27 protein-coding genes are annotated in these 19,278 nt (G+C 39.5%); 9 read left to right on the top strand and 18 right to left on the bottom strand.

The window, feature by feature from the left end; translation table 11 throughout:
- Positions 1–72 precede the first annotated feature (72 nt).
- The 7 genes from IPN35_03995 (at position 73) to IPN35_03965 (ending at position 4,375) form a co-directional block, all read left to right on the top strand.
- Positions 73–744, top strand: coding sequence for a hypothetical protein (locus tag IPN35_03995; GenBank protein QQS58739.1), 672 nt, complete (start codon positions 73–75; stop codon positions 742–744).
- Positions 741–1,817 (top strand): M15 family metallopeptidase, encoded by a 1,077-nt coding sequence (locus IPN35_03990; protein ID QQS58738.1) that lies wholly within the window; start codon positions 741–743, stop codon positions 1,815–1,817. Before IPN35_03995 ends, IPN35_03990 begins: the two co-directional genes overlap by 4 nt.
- On the top strand, positions 1,814–2,371 hold the full coding sequence (locus IPN35_03985) for a hypothetical protein (GenBank protein ID QQS58737.1): 558 nt from the start codon (positions 1,814–1,816) through the stop codon (positions 2,369–2,371). The genes IPN35_03990 and IPN35_03985 overlap by 4 nt, the downstream gene beginning before the upstream one ends.
- Positions 2,372–2,517: 146 nt before the next feature.
- Positions 2,518–3,147 carry a hypothetical protein gene (locus IPN35_03980; GenBank protein ID QQS58736.1) on the top strand — a complete coding sequence of 210 codons (630 nt, stop codon included), beginning with the start codon at positions 2,518–2,520 and terminating at the stop codon, positions 3,145–3,147.
- Positions 3,148–3,248: 101 nt separating this feature from the next.
- Complete coding sequence (locus tag IPN35_03975) at positions 3,249–3,800, top strand: transposase (protein QQS58735.1); 552 nt, start codon at positions 3,249–3,251, stop codon at positions 3,798–3,800.
- Positions 3,801–3,808: 8 nt separating this feature from the next.
- Entirely contained in the window at positions 3,809–4,006 is a 198-nt protein-coding gene (locus IPN35_03970; GenBank protein QQS58734.1) for a hypothetical protein, read from the top strand.
- A 12-nt stretch (positions 4,007–4,018) separates the two neighbouring features.
- Positions 4,019–4,375, top strand: coding sequence for a hypothetical protein (locus IPN35_03965; GenBank protein QQS58733.1), 357 nt, complete (start codon positions 4,019–4,021; stop codon positions 4,373–4,375).
- Between the two features lie 619 nt (positions 4,376–4,994).
- Here IPN35_03965 and IPN35_03960 read toward each other — a convergent pair.
- Complete coding sequence (locus tag IPN35_03960; GenBank protein QQS58732.1) at positions 4,995–5,672, bottom strand: S-layer homology domain-containing protein; 678 nt, start codon at positions 5,670–5,672, stop codon at positions 4,995–4,997.
- A gap of 63 nt (positions 5,673–5,735) precedes the next feature.
- Positions 5,736–6,821: a hypothetical protein gene (locus IPN35_03955; protein QQS58731.1), complete on the bottom strand. Its 1,086-nt coding sequence runs from the start codon at positions 6,819–6,821 to the stop codon at positions 5,736–5,738.
- Positions 6,822–6,893: 72 nt separating this feature from the next.
- Between IPN35_03955 and tpiA the strand changes: the two genes are divergently transcribed.
- Positions 6,894–7,562, top strand: a complete 669-nt coding sequence (tpiA, locus tag IPN35_03950) for a triose-phosphate isomerase (GenBank protein ID QQS58730.1) — start codon at positions 6,894–6,896, stop codon at positions 7,560–7,562.
- Positions 7,563–7,566: 4 nt separating this feature from the next.
- Here the strand turns inward: tpiA and uppS are convergent, their stop codons facing one another.
- The 13 genes from uppS to IPN35_03885 form a co-directional block, all read right to left on the bottom strand.
- Complete coding sequence (gene uppS / locus IPN35_03945) at positions 7,567–8,274, bottom strand: di-trans,poly-cis-decaprenylcistransferase (GenBank protein ID QQS58729.1); 708 nt, start codon at positions 8,272–8,274, stop codon at positions 7,567–7,569.
- Positions 8,255–8,587: a hypothetical protein gene (locus tag IPN35_03940; GenBank protein ID QQS58728.1), complete on the bottom strand. Its 333-nt coding sequence runs from the start codon at positions 8,585–8,587 to the stop codon at positions 8,255–8,257. Before IPN35_03940 ends, uppS begins: the two co-directional genes overlap by 20 nt.
- Positions 8,588–8,679: 92 nt before the next feature.
- Positions 8,680–9,204: a DJ-1/PfpI family protein gene (locus IPN35_03935; GenBank protein QQS58727.1), complete on the bottom strand. Its 525-nt coding sequence runs from the start codon at positions 9,202–9,204 to the stop codon at positions 8,680–8,682.
- 79 nt (positions 9,205–9,283) lie between these two features.
- Positions 9,284–9,883 (bottom strand): 30S ribosomal protein S9, encoded by a 600-nt coding sequence (gene rpsI, locus IPN35_03930; GenBank protein QQS58726.1) that lies wholly within the window; start codon positions 9,881–9,883, stop codon positions 9,284–9,286.
- Between the two features lie 26 nt (positions 9,884–9,909).
- A complete protein-coding gene (gene rplM, locus IPN35_03925) occupies positions 9,910–10,338 on the bottom strand; it encodes a 50S ribosomal protein L13 (protein QQS58725.1) in 429 nt (142 codons plus the stop codon).
- Positions 10,335–10,703 (bottom strand): 50S ribosomal protein L17, encoded by a 369-nt coding sequence (gene rplQ / locus IPN35_03920; GenBank protein ID QQS58724.1) that lies wholly within the window; start codon positions 10,701–10,703, stop codon positions 10,335–10,337. Before rplQ ends, rplM begins: the two co-directional genes overlap by 4 nt.
- Complete coding sequence (locus IPN35_03915; GenBank protein QQS58723.1) at positions 10,700–11,686, bottom strand: DNA-directed RNA polymerase subunit alpha; 987 nt, start codon at positions 11,684–11,686, stop codon at positions 10,700–10,702. Before IPN35_03915 ends, rplQ begins: the two co-directional genes overlap by 4 nt.
- 23 nt (positions 11,687–11,709) lie before the next feature.
- The gene (gene rpsD / locus IPN35_03910; protein ID QQS58722.1) at positions 11,710–12,318 is read right to left on the bottom strand and encodes a 30S ribosomal protein S4; all 609 of its coding nucleotides are present in this window, start codon (positions 12,316–12,318) and stop codon (positions 11,710–11,712) included.
- A 25-nt stretch (positions 12,319–12,343) separates the two neighbouring features.
- Complete coding sequence (rpsK, locus tag IPN35_03905; protein QQS58721.1) at positions 12,344–12,745, bottom strand: 30S ribosomal protein S11; 402 nt, start codon at positions 12,743–12,745, stop codon at positions 12,344–12,346.
- 14 nt (positions 12,746–12,759) lie between these two features.
- Positions 12,760–13,125, bottom strand: a complete 366-nt coding sequence (gene rpsM, locus IPN35_03900; GenBank protein ID QQS58720.1) for a 30S ribosomal protein S13 — start codon at positions 13,123–13,125, stop codon at positions 12,760–12,762.
- 27 nt (positions 13,126–13,152) lie between these two features.
- Positions 13,153–13,266, bottom strand: a complete 114-nt coding sequence (gene rpmJ / locus IPN35_03895) for a 50S ribosomal protein L36 (GenBank protein QQS58719.1) — start codon at positions 13,264–13,266, stop codon at positions 13,153–13,155.
- On the bottom strand, positions 13,263–13,523 hold the full coding sequence (infA, locus tag IPN35_03890) for a translation initiation factor IF-1 (protein ID QQS58718.1): 261 nt from the start codon (positions 13,521–13,523) through the stop codon (positions 13,263–13,265). The genes rpmJ and infA overlap by 4 nt, the downstream gene beginning before the upstream one ends.
- A gap of 60 nt (positions 13,524–13,583) precedes the next feature.
- Positions 13,584–14,909, bottom strand: a complete 1,326-nt coding sequence (locus tag IPN35_03885) for a replication-associated recombination protein A (GenBank protein ID QQS58717.1) — start codon at positions 14,907–14,909, stop codon at positions 13,584–13,586.
- Between the two features lie 45 nt (positions 14,910–14,954).
- Here IPN35_03885 and IPN35_03880 point away from each other — a divergent pair, with 45 nt between their 5' ends.
- Entirely contained in the window at positions 14,955–15,953 is a 999-nt protein-coding gene (locus tag IPN35_03880) for a GDP-mannose 4,6-dehydratase (GenBank protein QQS58716.1), read from the top strand.
- 34 nt (positions 15,954–15,987) lie between these two features.
- Here IPN35_03880 and tmk read toward each other — a convergent pair whose 3' ends face one another.
- The 3 genes from tmk to IPN35_03865 form a co-directional block, all read right to left on the bottom strand.
- Positions 15,988–16,581, bottom strand: a complete 594-nt coding sequence (gene tmk / locus IPN35_03875) for a dTMP kinase (GenBank protein QQS58715.1) — start codon at positions 16,579–16,581, stop codon at positions 15,988–15,990.
- Between the two features lie 108 nt (positions 16,582–16,689).
- The gene (locus IPN35_03870; GenBank protein QQS58714.1) at positions 16,690–17,274 is read right to left on the bottom strand and encodes a prepilin-type N-terminal cleavage/methylation domain-containing protein; all 585 of its coding nucleotides are present in this window, start codon (positions 17,272–17,274) and stop codon (positions 16,690–16,692) included.
- Between the two features lie 169 nt (positions 17,275–17,443).
- Positions 17,444–19,264, bottom strand: coding sequence for a hypothetical protein (locus IPN35_03865; GenBank protein ID QQS58713.1), 1,821 nt, complete (start codon positions 19,262–19,264; stop codon positions 17,444–17,446).
- Positions 19,265–19,278 lie beyond the last annotated feature (14 nt).

The following is a 19,278-nucleotide window of genomic DNA, read 5'->3' as shown; positions in this document are numbered from 1 at the left end:
TTATTTTTTTGGGGGGGATGACGAAGATGAAGAAAACGAGGAAGAGTCTGAATAGGTTTATGAATTATAATTATGGATTTATTTGTATCTTCTGTCGGTCTAGCTGGTATCGGGCTACTAATGCTCTATGGAATTAAGCTTATTTTTGTTCCATCAAAAAATAAGTCAGACTTACTCAAGAGAAGTTATTACTTACTGGTTCCGATTTGTATGATTTCTGTTTCTCTTGTTTTTTATCAATTTTCTGATCAAAAACGGATCATTGATCTTGGCAAAAGTATTAGCAGTTCAAAACTTTCAAAAGTGTCATGCAATTATATTTGGAAGCAGGTAGGTGATGAGGAGAAACAAAAATACAATATTCCTTTGTCGGATGTCTTTTTTAAAAATACCGATGATTTTGGTTTCACTAATAAAATCCTTATTCGTGCTGGGACGATGGATGATGACAGTATGAAATATGAATGTCTTAAAATAAATAATGCAAAATCATTTTCAATGATAGATTACTTAATTTCTGAAAGACCTGTTAGGTTGGGAATATGCAACTATGGTGTAGATAGTGTCGAGGGGGTATATTTTGAGTATATTATAAAAAATATTCCAGTGGTTATCACGATGCTGGCGAAAGAAGATGACCAGGATATTTTTTTAGATGAAGCCAGCTGTATAATAAAAAAGTTGTCCCTCCGTTCATCCGAGTCTTTTGGACTCGGACATAAAAAGTCTACAATACAGTTATGATTTCTTATTCCACTCTCTTTGCCGACCCCTTTGCTCCTGCCACTGAACCTATTTTTGACGGAGGAGGAATTCGTATACAAACCGGAGGCTCCCTTGCCCAGACCGGAAAACTCACCCCACCCCAAAACGGAGAAGAACCAGAAAAGAAACTGATCTACCACCACACCGATCACCTGAGCGGAGCCAGTGTCGATACCAACGAAACCGGAAAAATTATTGCCCTTAATGACTATTATCCTTTTGGAGATAGCAGAATAGAAGAAGGAGAATATGAAAACGATTATACGTACACCGGAAAAGAACGAGACGAAGACACCGACCTGCTCTACTACGAAGCGCGTTACTACGACTCGAACATCGCACGGTTTCTTTCACTTGATCCGTGGGCAGGCGATCTCACCGATCCACAATCTCTCAACAAGTATGCGTATGTGCGGAATAATCCGTTGAAGTATGTGGATCCAACGGGAAGAATAAAGAAAGATGACTCTCTTTCCAGTAAGGTCTCTAAAATTTTAAAAGGGGATCCTGATGGAGAAGGATGGTTACATAATGTCTACCAAAAATACCAAGATAATCCTGAAGACAAAAGCATAGGGAAAGACCTATTGAAAAAAACAGGCTTAGCATTAAAAAGATTTCTCAGCGACCCTGAATCTTTTACAGATGAAACGTGGGATTCTGTCACGAATAGAAGAATATCAGTCTTGGATTCACGTTTACAAGTTTCTGCAACAGATTTTATTAACACTACAGAAGAAAATGGTACTAAGCTTAGAATTACGACAGGCTATCGTTCTATTGAAGAACAAGATCGACTCTATGAACAGGGAAGAACGACTCCTGGGAATATCGTAACAGATGCAAAAGGTGGGCAAAGTTACCATAACTATGGACTTGCTATTGATGTTGTTAAAATGGACGAAAATGGTCAACCAATTTGGACACATATTACGGATGATATAGCTCAATATGCAAAAAATCTTGGATTTGAGTGGGGAGGTGATTGGACTATCGAAGACGATGGGATTGTTGATCCACCTCATTTTCAAATGTCTTTTGAAGAAGAATGAAAACAATAATATACCTTTTTTTTGTCGTTTTTTCCCTTACTACTGGCGACAGCAGTCCCCATGTAAAACTAAATAATATTTATAGCTATTGCCAAGATATAGAAATGCATATTTCAGATTTCAACAAGATAACTCTCAAGGATGTGAACCTATATAAAGATTTATCTTCAGAATCATATTCAATAGAAGGGAGTAAAATTTACAACCTCGCAACAATTAATATAGAGAAATATCTTCTTGATAATAAGGAACTAAAAAAAATTTCAGTGTTTTTTGATGGTTCTCACGAAGATTTAAAATCGGATTATTATTTTAAGGATGATAGTTTACAATGTGTTAAAAAAAATATTACATCATTTCCTTTAGGAAAATATTACGATAAAGAAAAAGGAGAAATATTAGAATATTGGTATATTATATCGAGAGGTGTAGCTTATGAAAGAAAAAATCAAGAAGAATATGAATATTCAGAGAATGCAGAAATCAATATCTTAATTTCTGATTCAGAGCTATATAAGAAAATAGCTTCCCCTAATCCCGACGAAATTAGATGAAATCCCTCCGTTCGCAACGTTTCCGCGTTTGTAAAAACTAATGACTCCTTCTGCTCTTTTCCATAGCACAAAATGTTTCGGACGGGGTAGTCTAAAGACATACCCCGTCCGGCGAAGAAAATAGTGATGATTAATCTCAATTATAAATGAATTCTAAACAAGACATTATTGGCAGAAAGGAAAAAAGACGAGCGATTCTCTTCGTTGTTTTTGTGATACTTTTTTTCTTTTCTGCATATATTTACAATAATCGTGCTTTTGTGCTTATGCGTGCTGGTTCTTTTTTTAATATTGAAGAGTTTATACTCCCAGCTTCACTCGATTTTCAAGTTCTAAAAAAAATTGGAAACACAGAATATATTCAACGACTTGATGATGGCAGTTTATATTTCCAATATTCAAAAGATAATTTTCCAATAAATGATCATATCATAAATTTTAAAGTAGATGATATATATATATATATTCTTGAAAAACCAAAGGGAAATCATCAATCCATTAGAAATGATTTTCGATATTATGTATTGGACTATAAACAGCAAGGGAAAGATTTAAGAAAATACTATAAAAAAATAGAAGATTTCCCTACTTTCGCCAAGATTAACTCTGAAACTGGAGATACTTGGTGGTATCACAATTTTGAAGAAATGAACGAAGAAGACAGAAAAATATTTCAAGAATTATTAGATGAAGAAAAAGAGAAGGGGACGCTTCAGGAGCAAGACGAAAAAAGAAGAAATAAAGATGATAATCAATCCGATAAACTACTTTTATAGTGTCTTTTCCTCCCGCTAGAGTCTCCCGATAGGGGACTCCAGCGTTAATCGTTTCACATAAACATTAAAATACAATATCATACCTTCCTCATTTCCAGCTCATGGCTACTCGTAACAAAACAGAGTTTGAAGCAAATAACATCTATTTCATCACGTTTACCATTTGCGAGTGGCAAAAAATACTCACCTCTCAGAAATACTTTGATCTCTTTTATGAATGGTTCGATCATCAAAAAGAAAAATACCAAAACAAGATTCATGGATACGTCATCATGCCCAATCACTTTCATGGTCTCATTTATATCTCAGATAAATCTCCACCAATCCCTAAGCTTATCCAAAATGCAAAACGCTTTATGGCATACAAGATTTCAAAATATTTATTGGAAGACAACAAACAGGATATTTTAGAATTATTCTCTCAAGCAGCCAGAAGAGAAAAAGGAGCAAGACATAAAGTCTTTGAAGACAGATACGACTCTAAGATAATGAGTAACGCAGACCTGTATCATCAAAAACTAAATTATATTCACAACAACCCTTGTAAACCTCCTTGGAATTTAGCAGATACTCCCGAACGATATACCCACTCCAGTGCCTTGAATTATGAAAAAGGAATAGGACATTATGATGTTGATGTTCTATATGAATAAGCACTCTGTTGGCTTTATCTGCCGGAGTCCCTTGCAGGAGACTCCAGCAGGAGGAATATCAATCTCTCAAAGGTAGTGCTGTTGGAGCAATAAATAACATGGCTTATGAAGATCAACAATCTGGAGTAATAAATAATTATAATGTTCATATTAATATTTCTGAAAAAAGAGAGAAGAAAAAGAAAGAAGAAAATAGTGATGATTAATCTCAATTATAAATGAATCCTAAACAAGACATTATTGGCAGAAAGGAAAAAAGACGAGCGATTCTCTTTGTTGTTTTTGTGATACTTTTTTTCTTTTCTGCATATATTTACAATAATCGTGCTTTTGTGCTTATGCGTGCTGGTTCTTTTTTTAATATTGAAGAGTTAATACTGCCAGCTTCACTCGATTCTCAAGTGATTGAAATGATAGGTCTCATAGATTATGAGAATTGGCTTGAAGATGGAACCTATTCCTTTTCAAAAAGAAGGGAGGGCATTCCTACTGTTACAGATGTAAAAAACTATAAATTAGTAGATAGATATATATATACTAGGAAAACCGGTAAAAATTATTATTTTTCCAAATGAAAATAAAAAATTTTACTTATACGAAAAAGTAGTTTTCAATAAAGACATAGAATATAATTATTCATCAAAAAAAGATTTCCCTACTTTCGCCAAGATTAACTCTGAAACTGGAGATACTTGGTGGTATCACAATTTTGAAGAAATGAACGAAGAAGACAGAAAAATATTTCAAGAATTATTAGATGAAGAAAAAGAGAAGGGGACGCTTCAGGAGCAAGACGAAAAAAGAAGAAATAAAGATGATAATCAATCCGATAAACTACTTTTATAGTGTCTTTTCCTCCCGCTGGAGTCTCTCCTTAGAGGACTCCAGCGTTAATCGTTTCACATAAGCACTAAATAGAGTGCGCCACCACTTCATCAGCTATATCTCCACTCCAGTGTCTTGAATTATGTAGCTGGAGTAGGGCAATATAGCGTTGATGTTTTGTATGAATAAATAAACAGGCAATAAGTCTGCCGGAGTCCCTTGCAGGAGACTCCAGCAGGAGGAAAATTTCAACGGAATTCAGAAAGAAAAGTCCCTTCTTCACTTAAAAGAAACAGAATTCCGATTCAATTATTGAAATGAAAATCTCTATGATAAAATACTGGAAATCTTACGAAAAAAATCTCTTAACTAGTCGAGACCCCGAAATACTTCATTCATGGATTCTGCTTCGGAATGTGAAGGAGCCTCTTTTGCTGTTGGTGTTTCTTTTGGCATCGCTTTTTCATTGATGGGCACTTCTTGGCGAAAAATAAGTTCTGCCATATTTCCTCGAGTAATAGTGTCATTTGCCTCGTGAGAGGCATCCACTAAGAGTCCTGTCGATTTGGCGTCGTCTATGTATTTTTCATACCACTCTTGTTCGGGTTTTTCGTATGAGGACGTATCGACTTCATAAGTTTCGAAAATAATTTTAAGCGCCTCATACATGGTCACGTTTTCTTCTCCTCGAAAAGTATCATCTCCAAATCCACTAATGATTCCATTCTTTTTGGCGGTGCAAATATATGGTGTGAACCACTGTCCTTGTGCAACATCAGAAAAGAAATATTCCGTGGTGTTGCAACGAAAAATATCCTCCTCGGAAAAACGTGCCGAAATAATAATTTTGGTAAAATCGTAGCGGTTAATTTTTGCGTTTGGTTGATAACTGCCATCAGAATATCCCTGTACGAGTCCGCGAGACTGAACATATAAAATGGCTTCATAATTGGAAGAAACCTCTGGAACATCTGTGAACATTGCTTCTGCACTGAGTGGCGAAAGAAAGAGCGTACCCACAAAAAAAAGAAAGAAATTTTTTTTCATAAAAAAGGAAAGAAAAAAGTCTGTCACCATCTTCTCTTGTTTTCTGTATCCTGACAATCTGCTTTAAGAGTGGCGCTTTGGAAATAGCCGAAAGAGCTGAAGGAGAGCACGCTCAATTTCTAACAAAAAGAATGCTGTTTTTTCTGAGTTGACAGGAATCAGCCCATTTTTTATTTCTTGGTCTATTCGTTTGAGGGTGTCATAAAAATGAAGGAGATCACTTTTTTCAAAGCGAAGTGCGGTTTCTCGAGATTGCTGAAATACAAATGGGTGCAATCCAACATCTTCGGCAGATAGTTTTTCGTCCCTAGCAATTCGCGAGAGAAGAATACTTCGAAATGTTGTGAGAATATCTCGTGCAAAAACAGCAAGTGGGCTACTTTCCGCAACAACGAGTTGTTCAAAAAGTGTAACAATATCCGAAATATTCCCTTTTTGAACGGTGCTTCCAAAAGCAAAATTCTCCATCTCTTCCGTTGGAATACAGAGCTTTCTGATATGATTGAGAGAAATTTTCTCTCCAGTTTCTTGTGAAAAAAGTGCTAATTTTTGACATTCCTCTGCGATATTCCATGGGTCTCCTCCTATATATTCCACAAGAAAACGTGCCGATGCCGGTGAGAGCTCTTCTCCGAATTCTCTTATTTTTTGCTGTGCCCAATTACTCGCTTGTGAAAGCCCTTCTAAAGAAAAGATTCCGTTTCGATTTCGCTCCCACAAGGGGAAAGTATAGACTTTTCCTATAATTTTTTCCGCTGTTTTCCAAGCGCTTGTGCGCTTATCGGGAGTAGGAGAAATGAGAATGACAACACATTCCTCGGGAAGTTTTGCAAGAGTATCAATGAGTATAGCAAACTCTTCCTTTCGTTTTTCAGAAAATGGTCGAGGAGGGGGCGGAGGTGGAAAGGATTCTAAAAAAAATACTCGTCGCCCGTCTCCAAAAAAAGGAGGTGATAAAAGTTCGCCAAGAAGCTCTGAAACTGATTTTTCTTCTAAGTCGTATCGAACAATATTATATTCCCCATACTTTTCTTGCGCTCCATCTTCCCAATTTTTTCGAAATTTTTGGAGATCGTACCCATTTTCTCCGGTGAGAAGGAAAATGTTCTCTTTCTTTTGGAGCGCCAAAGATGATTTTGCTTTTGCCATGTACATACCTTCTCTTTTTTTTGAGCTCTTTTCAAGAATACGTCATACTCTTAGGTGCTTTTTCTTCTCTTTATGAATATTCCCGTTATCCTCACGAATTTTAAAACAGCTTTGAGTGGGACAGGAAAAAATGCTCTTGTTCTCGCAAAGATTCACGAATCTGTTTCTCAAAAAACAGGGGTTTCCATTGCTGTAGCGGTTCAAGCAGTGGACATTTTTCGTATTTCTCAAGAGGTTTGTATTCCCGTTTTTGCTCAGTACTGTGATGGTATTTCGTATGGTTCTCATACCGGATGGATGCTTCCAGAAGCTTTGCGAGAGGCGGGGGCGAGTGGTGTAATTCTCAACCATAGTGAGCATCGTTTTTCTGAGCGGAAAAAGCTTATTTCTGCCGTACAACGTGCAAAAGAAGTCGGTCTCTTTGTTTGTGTCTGCGCAGAAACAGATCAAGAGGGGAAGGAGCTCTCTGAAATGTGCCAAGCGGATGTTATTGCAGTAGAGCCTCCAGAGCTCATTGGCGGTGATATTTCTATTTCTACTGCTCGTCCAGAGCTTATTTCTCATTCCGTTGAGCAGATTTCCCGAGTTCCAGTACTCGTCGGAGCAGGGGTGAAAAATGGAGAAGATGTTCGCATTGCAAAAAAACTTGGTGCAGTGGGAGTGCTTATTGCAAGCGGAATCACAAAAGCGGAAAACCCAGAGACAGCATTGCTTGATCTAGCAGAGGGAGCGAAGGGGTGAGTGTTTATTTTCCAAATGTGCGTTTCTGTTCCGCAAAAAACTGAAGGGCTTCTTCTAAGTTCTTTTCTGAAAAATCTGGCCAGAGAACGTCAGAGAAGAAAATTTCTGCGTACGCAGATTCCCAGAGAAGAAAATTGGAAATTCTCTTTTTTCCTCCCGTACGAATAAGAAGATCGACCGGAGGAGTATTTGCAAAGTCGAGGCATGATTCCAAATTTTTTTCTGTCACAGGAAGATTGCGTTGGATAAGTTTTTCTGTTGCGCGAATAATTTCATCTTTCCCACCGTATGCGATACAGATATGGAGTTGAAGTGCTTTTCCACCCTTTGTTTTTCTAGAGAGTGTTTCAAGTGCTTCTTTGATATCCTTTGGAATGAGCTGAAGATTTCCTGGAAAAAAGGCAGAAACATCATTTTTTTGAAACTCCTCCTCTTTTTCAGCCGCATAACTTTTGAGGAGTCCATAGATATTTTTGAGTTCTTTTGGACTCCTCTGAAGATTTTCTGTCGAAAGTGCATAGATCGAAAGTACGGAAACATCTTTCCGCTTTGTAGCAATACGAACAATAGCATCAAGTGCTTGTACTCCTTTTCTGTGACCCATAGCCGACGGAAGACTTTTTTGAGAAGCCCATCGGCGATTTCCATCCATAATAATGGCAATATGAAGACCAGAGGGTGGTGACGATTCTCTATGAAGACATAACTTCATACGCTTTTTTGAGAGCCTCTATAAATGTCGGAAGATCTTCAGCATCCATCATAATGGTGCTTTTCTGTCCACCACGAGACTTCTCTGAAATTTTCAAGAATCTTCCATTTGAACTCTCTTTAACATCGACAAAGAATGTTCGCATTTTTGCGGAAATTTTTTCGGAAAAAACTTCCTGAGAAAACTGTCTGTTCCCCTGAAAATTACTTTGACTTCGTGTTTGCTGTTGTGATCTATTACCATTGCCAGCAGAGGAGATGGGTTGACTTGTAAGTTCCTCGTCAAAATCGGCAAAATGATCTTCTCCGTTCATTGGAATAGGAAAAAAAAGAAATCGAACGAATTCTCTGATTTCTAGCGGAAAAAATCAAGTCACGGTGTCGAGTGATAGATTAAGAATCTTGCTTATACCTCTTTATTGGAGATGAGATTCCAAAATGCGATTGCTGTTTCTTCGGTTGCAAGTGGTCCTGAGCTAGTACAGAAGAGACCATCGGTTATTGTATGTGCGTGGACGTATTCCGCGCCATATTCTGCACACATTTTTTCAAAAACACCATCTACATTGTAACCGGTACATTTTTTTCCAGAGAGAAGACCCCATTTTAAAAGATTTTGCGGAGCGGCACAAATAGCACCAACTGGCTTTTGCGCACGAACAAAAGATTCTGTAAGTGTTTTTGCGTGTGGATCAGACTCATATGAAAGACTACCTCCTCCTCCCACAAAGAAAAGAGCATCAAAATCTTCTTCTCTTACTTCAGAAAGAAGAAGATCGATTTCGACTCTGTACCCAAAACGCCCAACTGCCGTTTTTTCCGAACAAGAAGGATTAACGCTAGCCCCAAACTGTTTCCAGAAGGAGTACGGAACAATATATTCAGAATCGCGAAAATTTTCTGGTGCCACTACGATGACAATTCGCTTCATTAGAAAAAGAGTGTAAAAGAGAAGAGAGGAAATTCTTCGGCGCCCCTAGAAGAACAATGAAAAAAGCTCCCTTTTGATACTAACGCTTCTTCCACTGAGGTGCTCTTCGAGCACGCTTCAGCCCTGGCTTCTTTCGCTCTTTTACACGTGCATCACGGGTGAGTAATCCTGCTTTTTTGAGAAGTGGTCTCCATTCTGAATTATGTAGAACAAGTGCTCGAGCAATTCCATGTCGAACTGCTTCAGATTGTGCATTTATTCCTCCTCCCATTACTTTTACCGTAATATCAAACGATGCTTCTTGTCCGATAATATCCATTGGAGAAGAAGCTTTTTCGATAAGAATATCGAAGAAGTACTGAGAAAATGGTTGGTTGTTTACAAAAAGCTCTCCCTTTCCTTTTTCGTAAAGTCGAACGAGGGCGGTAGCACTCTTTCGTTTTCCTACACCAAGGGTATACTGTCGACCAGAAAATTTTTCCTCAATACGAATCTTTTTCTGCTTCCCCTTTGAAGAGGTTGTTTTCGATACTTCATCAGAGCTCTTTTTTGGAGTTTTTGGAGTAGGGGAGGTCTTTTTTTCTAAAGTTCCTTTCTCTTTTTTAGATTCCTCCTTTTTGACACTCTTTGCCTGAGTATTTTTTTTCTCGGAAATGTTTTCCTCTTTTTTTGCTGGCATGGACGGACGAAAGAAAAAGAAACAAATTACAGAGCGATCGGCTCTGGTTTTTGAGCTTGCATGGTGTGTTCTGCAGAGGGGAAGATACGAAGTCTCTTCAGGATGTCTTTCTTGAGTTTATTTTTTGGAATCATTCCAGAAACAGCTTTGTGGAGCAGAGCAGATGGATCCTTCTCATGGAGATTTTCTGCGGATATCTCCTTTATCCCCCCTGGGTATCCAGAATGAGAATAATATTTCTTTTGTGACCATTTTTCTCCTGTCATACGAATGGTGCTGGCATTAATAACAATCACCCCATCTCCATTATCAATATGAGGAGTAAAATCTGCTTTCCCTTTCCCTCGGAGCAAATCAGCAATATGAGTTGCTGTACGACCAAGTACTTTCTCATTCATATCAATGAGGTGCCATTTTCTTTCTTTTGGTGGAGTGGTGAGAATACGAGTTTTCATACGCTTTCAGAGGAAAAAAGTTCTACGAGAATAAGTTCTGCGGAATCCCCAAGACGTGGTCCAAGACGAGTTGTTCTGGTGTATCCAGAGGATCGTTGTGCATTGTCGATTACTTTTTCAAAGAGGGCGCGCTGTGCTTCTTCCCCAAAGAGAACTTTCTTTGCAGTACGAACCTGCTCTCTCTTTTCTTTTTGACGACGAACAGTGGTGACGAGCTCGTCAAATTCCGAAACAAGAACACTTGCCTTCGCCTCTGTTGTTCGGACTCTCCCTGAGCGGAGAAGGGATGTCATCAAATTTCGCACAAGCGCTTTTCGCTGCTTTGCAATTCTGCCAAGTCGATTATGAGCATTTCTGTGATTCATTCTTCTTCTTCAGTAAGAGAAAAGCCTCGAGTAGCAAGGATATCTCGCACCTCATCCATCGCCTTCTTTCCAAATCCACGGAGATTTTCGAGCTTTGCGGGAGAGCATTTTACAAGCTCTTCAATAGATCCGATTTCTCCATTGATGAGGGCATTGAGGGTTCGTGGTGAAAGGTTGAGTACTTCAATGGGAGTATAGCTTTCTTGAGGAGCATCATCATATTCTTCTTCTTTTGGAATGGCAATATTCGCTGAGCTTGTCATAAAATCTGATTCAACAACAAGATCCCCCTCTCTTTGGAAAAAGGAAAAATATGATTGAAGAATATTTGAAGAAAACTTCACTGCATCCTCAGGACTAAGCGATCCGTTTGTTTCTACTTCAACCTCAAGCTTATCGAGATTTGTATTCTCTCCAACACGTGTTGCAGAGACATCATATCGGACTCGTGTCACCGGAGAAAAAGTAGCGTCAATATAGATCCAATTCTCTCCCTCTTCTGCTTCTCGCTGTTGTTGTGCGGCAGGAAGATAGCCAACTCCTTTGTCTAATTTTATTTCAGCCTTTATTCCATCAGATTTTTTTCCGAGGAAGGCAATGGGAAAATCTGGGTTAAGATATTCTACATCACTACTGAAGTGAATATCCTTCGCAAAAATTTCTCCTTCACGCTTTGTCGAAAGAGAAGCGATTTCTATTCCCTTTCCATGCTTTTGAACTGCCACCTTTTTGAGATTGAGGCAAAAGTCGAGAACAGATTCTTTCATTCCCGGAATGGTAGAATACTCGTGGGAGACACCTTCAATGCGAACTGCAGTAATAGCGGCTCCTGGTACTGAAGAAAGAAGAACTCTGCGAAGAGTATTGCCGAGTGTTCTTCCGTATCCGTTTGGAAGGGGGGAGATTGTAAAGCGGGCAGTATTTTTCCCAATTTCCTGAAAAGTAATTTTGGGAAGCCCGATTTCTTCATGAATGATATGCATCGGAGGATGACGGGAAAGAGAAATCAGCGGGAATAAAATTCGATAATTCGATGAACAGCAATTGCCATCTCAAGTTCGTCATCTTCGGGGAGTCGAGAAATGGTAATGGTCTTTTTTTTGACATCAATTTGGAGCCATTTTGGAGCAAACTTTTGTAGTGAGGCGATATCTGAAAGATAGGGGCTATCAAATATTCTCTCATGGAGAGAAACGACGTCTCCAACAGATATTTCAATTGAAGGAATATCAACTTTTTTTCCATTGATTAAGAGGTGTCCATGGGTAACAAACTGTCTTGCCTGCATTCGTGTTCGAGCGAAACCAGCACGATAGATGACATTATCAAGACGAAGTTCTAAAAGTTGGAGAAGTCGATTACCAGTTGTGGATTTTGAGCGAGTTGCACGACTTACATATCGCTGAAATTGTTTTTCAGAAACTCCATACATTCGTTTTGCCTTTTGCTTTTCGCGCATCTGATTCCCAAACTCTGAGAGTTTTTTTCCTCGTGCTGATCCATGTACACCAGGGGCACTCGCCCGTCGTTGGGTGATTTTTGTATACTTCTCTGGTCCAAAGAGGTTTACCCCCTCTCTTCTGCAAAGCCGTGCTTTTGGGCCCGTATATCTCATGTGAAGAGCGTAAAAAAATAAATACTTATACTCGCCGTGGTCTTTTTGCCCGACAGCCTCCGTGAGGAATGGGTGTCCTATCAATAATAGCAACAATCTCCAATCCAGATGCATGAAGTCCTCGAATGGCCTGTTCTCTTCCTGGTCCTACACCTTTTACGAGAACGCGAACTTTTTCAAGACCAGTCGCAATTTTTGCGGTTTCTGCGGCCTTTTCTGTGGCGACTTGAGCGGCGTAAGGCGTACTTTTCCGAGATCCTTTAAATCCAGATGATCCCGCACTTGACCACGAAATGGTCTGTCCTTCCTCATCCGCAATAGTGATAATGGTATTATTAAACCCTGCAAGAATAGAAACAACGCCAGAAAGAACTGTTCTGCGAACGCGTTTCTTTTGACCTTTCTTTAAAGAATTTTTTGGAGGCATGAATCAGGGAAAAATTATTTTTTCTTATTCGCAATGGTCACTTTTCTTCCTCTTCTCGTACGAGCGTTGTAACGAGTCCGCTGTCCGCGACATGGAAGTCCTCGTCGGTGACGATAGGCACGATAGCAACTAATCTCCTGAAGCCGTTTAACATCATTCTGAAGTTTTCGGCGGAGATCTCCTTCGTGAGGAATACTTTCGAGTTCCTTACGAATAAGAGTTGCTTCTTCTTCCGTAAGACTATCGGCGCGCTTGTTCATATCAATTCCTACTTTCTGAAGCACTTTTTCTGCTGTTGTTTTTCCTACTCCATAAACATACGTTAGGGCAATAACAGCTCTTTTGTTGGGAAGCGTTATTCCAGAAATTCTTGTTGGCACTTGACCTCGGAAAAAAGAAATTATGAGTTAGCCTTGTCGCTGTTTATGCTTTGGGTCCTTACAAATGACACGAACCACCCTATCACGAAGAATGATTTTGCAATTTTGACATATTTTTTTGACAGAGGCGCGAACTTTCATGATTTCTTTCGATAGGAAGAGGTTGATTTTCGGAACACAATTCGTCCCTTGGTAAGATCGTAAGGAGAGATTTCAACAGTCACCTCATCTCCCACAATAACGCGAATGGAGTATTTTTTTAGTCTTCCTCCAGCGTGAGCGAAAATCTGATGATCTTTTGGGAAAGGCCCTTCAGTAAGACGAACCCGAAACATAGCATTAGGAAGGCATTCTTCTATAACCCCTTCCGCTTCAATCACATCACTCTGTTTCGACAATCCCCAAAAAAAATAGCTAGAGAATTCTACGAAACTCACTTCTCTTCTGTCAAATGTTTTTTATGAACGGCTTTCAATTTCACTTTCTTTTTGAAAGAAGTTTGTGTTTACAAGAACGCTTGGGAGATTTTTTGTGTTCTTCTTTCCATTATGCGGATATTCATAATTTTTCCCAAAACCAATAGTTTTTAAGAAATTTGTCGAGGCATTTCTGAGATGCAAAGGAACAGGAAGATTTCCACTCTTTGCAACTTCCTCCATTGCCGCATTAATGGCACAGTAGGTATCATTATTTTTTGGGGCACGAGCCAAATATGTTGCGACATGTGAGAGAACAATGCGTACCTCTGGCATTCCTATTTTTTCTGTTGCGTTCATAGCGGTGGTGGCGAGAAGGAGCCCTTTTGGATCTGCTAATCCAATATCTTCGCTCGCAAAAATAATCATTCTTCTTGCAATAAATCGCGGATCTTCTCCGCCAGAAAGCATCCTCGCGAGGTAATAGACAGTGGCATTTTCGTCACTGGCTCGCATCGATTTGATAAATGCGGATACACTCCAATAATGCTCATCTCCTGATGCGTCGTATCGAATTGTTTTTTCTGTGGCAATTTTACGAAGATGTTTCTCTTTTATCATTCCATTTTCCTGTAAAAAAGAAGCTTCTAGGAGATTTAGAAGAGTTCGTGCATCTCCATTGGCAAAAGCGATGAGAAAGTTTTCTGCCGCTTTTTCAACTTCTCTTCCAGAGGTATCTTTCGCGTGTTGGAGAATATTTCGAAGAGCATCTTCTGAAAGCGTTCGAAGAAGGAATACACGAATGCGCGAAAGGAGGGCACTATTCAGAGAAAAACTTGGATTTTCTGTCGTGGCACCAATGAGATAGAAAATTCCCGATTCTAAATGGGGGAGTAGGACATCTTGTTGGCTTTTTTTGAGTGCATGGATTTCATCAACAAAGAGAATGGTTTTTTTCCCCAAAAGTTCTCGTCTGTTTTTTGATTCTTCTGCAATTTCTCGTATACGTTTGACTCCTTCAGAAACGGCAGAAAATGGTTCGAAATGAGCATCTTTCTGATCTGCAAAAATACGAGCGATGGTTGTTTTTCCTGTTCCGGGTGGACCCCAGAGGACAAAAGAAATCATCCCCTCAGAAGCAATGAGTTTCTGAAAAGGTTCTCGCAAGTGATCTTGCCCAAATATATCGGTAAGCGATATGGGGCGAAGACGCTCTGCAAGTGGCGCAGATATTTTTGCGGTGTGAGAAAAGAGAGAGTCAGTCATCCTGATTTTGGTTATGTGCTCTGTAAAGTCGATTTTTCCAATTCGTCTTTTGCACACCATAGTTTTTATATTTTCTCTCAAAAAAGAAAAGTGTTTTTTCATTTTTTTTCTGAAATAATAGTCTCGTTTTTTTGTATTTGTAATCTTATGCGCATTCTTATCACTGGTGGAGCAGGTTTTGTGGGACATCATATTGTGGAACATTTTCTCAAAACAACCGATGTCGAGATTGTTGTGTTCGATAAGCTCAATTACGCGGCGCTTGGTTTCGATCGCTTGCGCGATATTTCTGCATATGATGATAAGCGTGTCACCGTACTTTGTGCCGATTTTTGTTATCCGCTTACAGTTGGGGTAAAACAAGAAATTGGGAATGTAGATTACATTCTCCACCTTGGTGCGGAAAGCCATGTCGATCACTCTATTACGAACCCCGAGCCTTTTGTACTCAGTAATGTTGTTGGAACATATCATATTTTGGAATTTGCTCGGTCACTTCCTCAGTTGCAGTGTTTTTTCTACTTTTCTACGGATGAAGTGTTCGGTCCGGCTTCTGAGGGAATCAACTACAGAGAAGAGGATCGGCATAACCCGACAAATCCCTATTCTGCAACAAAGAGTGGTGGAGAGATGCTTGTAAAATCATACCGAAATTCATATCAATTGCCGGCGATCATCACTCGTTCTATGAATATTTTTGGCGAGCGACAACATCCCGAAAAATTTATCCCCAAGGTGATCAATGCTGTTCAAAGTGGAGAAGCTATTTCTATTCATTCCAATCCTGAAAAAACAAAAGCAGGAAGTCGTTTTTATATTCATGCGCGAAACGTGGCAGATGCCTATTCTTTTTTAATTCAAAAGATCGAAGAAGGTGCTTCGGTGATTGGCGAGGATTTTCACATTACCGGAGAAAAAGAGGTCGATAACTTGGAAATGGCGGAGTTTATTGCGAAGATTCTCGAAAAGCCGCTCCATTACGAAATGACCGATTTTCATTCTTCTCGCCCAGGACACGACCTTCGATATAGTCTCGACGGGTCAAAAATCTTCTCGTTGGGATGGAAAATGCCAAAAACCTTTGAGGACTCTCTGGAAAAGACAATTCGCTGGACACTTGGTCAACCACGCTGGTTGACAGAATAATCCCCATTTCCATTTTAAATTTGGTAACGACAGGTTACGAATTTTTCTTGCTAAATATACGATTCCAAATCTTCTGATGAATTTCTTCTGGAGATTGCATGGCGTCCAAAATCAATTTTTTTTCTTCTGAAATCCGTTCCATTTGTCGGTCATATTCTTTGGCGATAATTTCTAGCTTTTCTTGTTGTTCAAAAATATCTCGCTGATCTGAGCGTTGTGCAATTCTCTTTAGTGCATTTTCTACTGATATTGTAAGAAAAATAGTGAGATCTGGTTCTGGGAAGAATGCACTGATTCCTGAAAAAAAATTCATGTCTCCCGAAAGAGCAGAATAGGCGATAGTGCTTATTGTATAGCGATCGCATAAAACCGTTTCTCCTTTTCTGAGCGCCGGAAGTATTTCTTTGCATAAATGCTCTTCTCGATCTGCACAAAAGAGGAGCTGAAGTGCGCGCGGAGAAAACCGTCTCTCTCCAGAAAGTGCTGTGCGAATGAATTTCCCAATGCTTCTATCTGTTGGTTCTGCTGTGAGAAAGGTTATAATATTTTTTTGGAAAAGGGCTTTGCTGAGTAGATTCGCTTGGGTCGTTGTTCCGCTGCCGTCAATGCCCTCGAGAACAATGAACATTGTGCTATGAGAAAAATCTGAGGGAGTATCTCCCATTTTGAGCATAAAAAAAACCCCGTCCTGATTAAAATCGGGACGGGGTTTTTGAAATCCGTATCTCAATATGGATTAGGAAGCTGAGGTAACATCATCAATAGCGGTGGCATCACCAGCCTCATCAGTTCCATCACCGTCTCGATCTCCGTAGGTGTTGGTACCAGTAGGAGCAGAAGTGTCAGTTGCGGTATCAACCGTATCCTGACCAACTCCTTTTTCCCAACGAACGGCATCGTTTCCACCATCAAAGGTATTTACCTCTTTTGAAGCGGCATTACCAGCATTCTCAAAGTTTGCGCTTACTTCGTAGAGCTGTCCGGCAACATTATTACTATCTTTGCTTGCCCCATAGACGTATCCAAAAATAGTGGCAGAGTCTGCCTGTCCGGTTTTTGGATCAGCAGGAAGAATCTGCATGTATTTATTGGATACGAGCTGTGCGTAGAGCTCGTTCGTTGCAGGGTAGTAGGCATCGTCACCAAACGACTGCTCAATAGCAGAAGCAAGGGCGAGAATGTCATTCTGACGAATGGAGTCACGTGCTTTCTGCTGAGCAGAAGAATACACGGCAGTTGCTCCAGTAGCGAGAATACCAATAATGGTAATCACCACGAGAAGCTCGATGAGGGTAAAACCCTTTTGAGCGAATTTTTTCATGTGTGTGTGAAAAAAAAGAAAAAAAATTAAAAAACATTTTGAACACATTGTCTTCGCCAAATTGGCTTTTTCTCGGCGTTTTCTTTGTGTGTTCATTCTCATAATACCAAAGAATATGAGAAAAAGCAAGATTTCTCGTAACTTTTTTTCGGAAGGAATGGGTCTTAGCCTATGCTTCTTTTCTTTTTAAGATCTCATATTCTCCAAATTTCTGAACGCGAGAAAAGTTTTTCTGAATGTACTCATCGAGTACGTGAACATTTGTGGAAACACATCCTAAATTTGGCTCGCAAATAAACTGTTCCCAAAGCACGACAAAATTTACATCATTGAGTTCTTGAATCATTTCTCGCTGAATAGGGAGCGTTGTAACAATTCCTGTATGAAGTTCGTGGTATTTTGTGGCAACCGGTTGTTTTAAGAGAAAAGGAAGAACAACATTATTGACAAATACCCGACTCGTATCCCGAACGCCAACATATACTTTTTCTTCTTTTGGAACATTTTCAAAAAAGTCGAGTGTCTTCTGAAGATTGTCATTTTGTGGTGATACTGGAAAAGCCACGGGGAAGAAAGTATACTCCTTCTTTCCTGATACCAATATATCTGACCGATTCTTCAAAATATCAATTGCGGGAGAAAGTGCGAGAAGCACAAGGAATGGAAGCACGAATAGGGTATCTCGTTTTTGTCGAAAGGTCGTGCAGAGATGAATAAGAAAAAGAGCTCCCAAGACGTTGAGAAACAGAACATGCCCAAAGTCTGATCGGTGACTCGCGTAGAAAAATGCGCCAAGAGTAGAAAACCCAAGAAACATATTGGTAACGAATGCACTTTTGGGGAATCCTTTTTGCGATCCACGATACACCCAATATCCCGTGGCGGTTATAAATGGAATCATCCAAAAAAACCAAGCAAATGTTTGCGAGAGAGAGAGTATATTGATGGTAAAAGACGAGAGTGGTTCGGCAAGAGAAGAGGGTGTTGGCCAAGGAAGGTGACGGAGCTCTTGGTATTTTCCAAAAAGAGGGAAAGAAATAGCTTGGCTCCAGAACTCGGAAAAAAGCTGAAGTTTCCAAAAAGCTATTCCTACTGGAAATAAGATGCCAAAAAGTCCAATACCTATTTTTCCAATGAGTGAAAGAAAGAGGGGAGAAGAGGTTCCCTGTTTTCGGGAGAGAAGAAAAAAAGTGCTCAGGAGGAAGAATACCGAAATACTCATCATTCCTCCAAAATCAATGCGTAAAAGAAGAAGAAGCCCAAGGAGTATTCCGCCAAAAAAAGGAAGGAATCGTGCCGTTGGTTTTTGTGTCATTTCTCGTATCCACCAAGCAAGCAAGACGAGAAAAAATGGGGTTAGTGATAACTCTCCAAAAAGTGACAGGAAAAGTGTTCCCAAAACAGCAAAGAATATATTTGAAGATCGTCTTAAAAGAAGATATATCGCTGAAAATCCAAAAAGGGAAATGACATGAAAAAAGACGCGTGCCACAAAAATGTTTGTTCCGAAAAGATAAAAAACGCCACCCAGAAGTGTGAACTTGAGTGGCATGTAAATGGTGAAAAAATCCCGATAGGGGAGTTCACCCATGCTGAGCCGTTTTGCTCCCATAAGCGAAACTCCTTCGTCGTACAAATTGAGAGACGAAAGAAGGAGTGGAGCGTGAAAACGCCAAATAATCGTAATGGTGATGAAAAAGGCGAGAATTTCAAAACTCATGGTGATCGCTTTTATACTACATTTTCCCAAAAAAGGAACTCCTCTTATGAGTGCTTCTTGGACTCTTGGAACGTTTTTGCGAAAGAGAAGAAATTTTTCCTTGAAAAAGATTTTTCCCTTTTGAAAAAAAGAAGAGAGCACTTGTAGCGCTTTGGGTGTTACTCCTTCTTTTTTTTCATTGGAGTTTTGTGGTGATTTTTCACCATTTCTCTCCTTTTGACTTTTTGGAGGAGACTTCTTTTTAACGTTTTTTGGGGAGTGAGATGGCATACGAATGCGGAATA

Source organism: Candidatus Peregrinibacteria bacterium (assembly GCA_016699755.1).
GTDB lineage: Bacteria > Patescibacteriota > Gracilibacteria > CAIRYL01.
Note: the sequence above shows the minus strand (reverse complement) of the source record. Positions and strands in the feature narration are given on the sequence as shown.

What these genes read in the sequence shown, in the direction of transcription:
- IPN35_03995 (QQS58739.1), top strand. Translation starts at nt 73, where the DNA reads ATGGATTTATTTGTATCTTCTGTCGGTCTAGCTGGTATCGGGCTACTA.
- IPN35_03990 (QQS58738.1), top strand. Translation starts at nt 741, where the DNA reads ATGATTTCTTATTCCACTCTCTTTGCCGACCCCTTTGCTCCTGCCACT.
- IPN35_03985 (QQS58737.1), top strand. Translation starts at nt 1,814, where the DNA reads ATGAAAACAATAATATACCTTTTTTTTGTCGTTTTTTCCCTTACTACT.
- rplM (QQS58725.1), bottom strand. Translation starts at nt 10,338, where the DNA reads ATGAAAACTCGTATTCTCACCACTCCACCAAAAGAAAGAAAATGGCAC.
- IPN35_03980 (QQS58736.1), top strand. Translation starts at nt 2,518, where the DNA reads ATGAATTCTAAACAAGACATTATTGGCAGAAAGGAAAAAAGACGAGCG.
- rplQ (QQS58724.1), bottom strand. Translation starts at nt 10,703, where the DNA reads ATGAATCACAGAAATGCTCATAATCGACTTGGCAGAATTGCAAAGCAG.
- IPN35_03940 (QQS58728.1), bottom strand. Translation starts at nt 8,587, where the DNA reads ATGAACGGAGAAGATCATTTTGCCGATTTTGACGAGGAACTTACAAGT.
- IPN35_03915 (QQS58723.1), bottom strand. Translation starts at nt 11,686, where the DNA reads ATGCATATCATTCATGAAGAAATCGGGCTTCCCAAAATTACTTTTCAG.
- IPN35_03885 (QQS58717.1), bottom strand. Translation starts at nt 14,909, where the DNA reads ATGAAAAAACACTTTTCTTTTTTGAGAGAAAATATAAAAACTATGGTG.
- rpsI (QQS58726.1), bottom strand. Translation starts at nt 9,883, where the DNA reads ATGCCAGCAAAAAAAGAGGAAAACATTTCCGAGAAAAAAAATACTCAG.
- IPN35_03870 (QQS58714.1), bottom strand. Translation starts at nt 17,274, where the DNA reads ATGAAAAAATTCGCTCAAAAGGGTTTTACCCTCATCGAGCTTCTCGTG.
- rpsK (QQS58721.1), bottom strand. Translation starts at nt 12,745, where the DNA reads ATGCCTCCAAAAAATTCTTTAAAGAAAGGTCAAAAGAAACGCGTTCGC.
- IPN35_03960 (QQS58732.1), bottom strand. Translation starts at nt 5,672, where the DNA reads ATGAAAAAAAATTTCTTTCTTTTTTTTGTGGGTACGCTCTTTCTTTCG.
- IPN35_03975 (QQS58735.1), top strand. Translation starts at nt 3,249, where the DNA reads ATGGCTACTCGTAACAAAACAGAGTTTGAAGCAAATAACATCTATTTC.
- rpmJ (QQS58719.1), bottom strand. Translation starts at nt 13,266, where the DNA reads ATGAAAGTTCGCGCCTCTGTCAAAAAAATATGTCAAAATTGCAAAATC.
- IPN35_03955 (QQS58731.1), bottom strand. Translation starts at nt 6,821, where the DNA reads ATGGCAAAAGCAAAATCATCTTTGGCGCTCCAAAAGAAAGAGAACATT.
- rpsD (QQS58722.1), bottom strand. Translation starts at nt 12,318, where the DNA reads ATGAGATATACGGGCCCAAAAGCACGGCTTTGCAGAAGAGAGGGGGTA.
- IPN35_03965 (QQS58733.1), top strand. Translation starts at nt 4,019, where the DNA reads ATGAATCCTAAACAAGACATTATTGGCAGAAAGGAAAAAAGACGAGCG.
- IPN35_03865 (QQS58713.1), bottom strand. Translation starts at nt 19,264, where the DNA reads ATGCCATCTCACTCCCCAAAAAACGTTAAAAAGAAGTCTCCTCCAAAA.
- tpiA (QQS58730.1), top strand. Translation starts at nt 6,894, where the DNA reads ATGAATATTCCCGTTATCCTCACGAATTTTAAAACAGCTTTGAGTGGG.
- tmk (QQS58715.1), bottom strand. Translation starts at nt 16,581, where the DNA reads ATGTTCATTGTTCTCGAGGGCATTGACGGCAGCGGAACAACGACCCAA.
- IPN35_03880 (QQS58716.1), top strand. Translation starts at nt 14,955, where the DNA reads ATGCGCATTCTTATCACTGGTGGAGCAGGTTTTGTGGGACATCATATT.
- IPN35_03935 (QQS58727.1), bottom strand. Translation starts at nt 9,204, where the DNA reads ATGAAGCGAATTGTCATCGTAGTGGCACCAGAAAATTTTCGCGATTCT.
- uppS (QQS58729.1), bottom strand. Translation starts at nt 8,274, where the DNA reads ATGAAGTTATGTCTTCATAGAGAATCGTCACCACCCTCTGGTCTTCAT.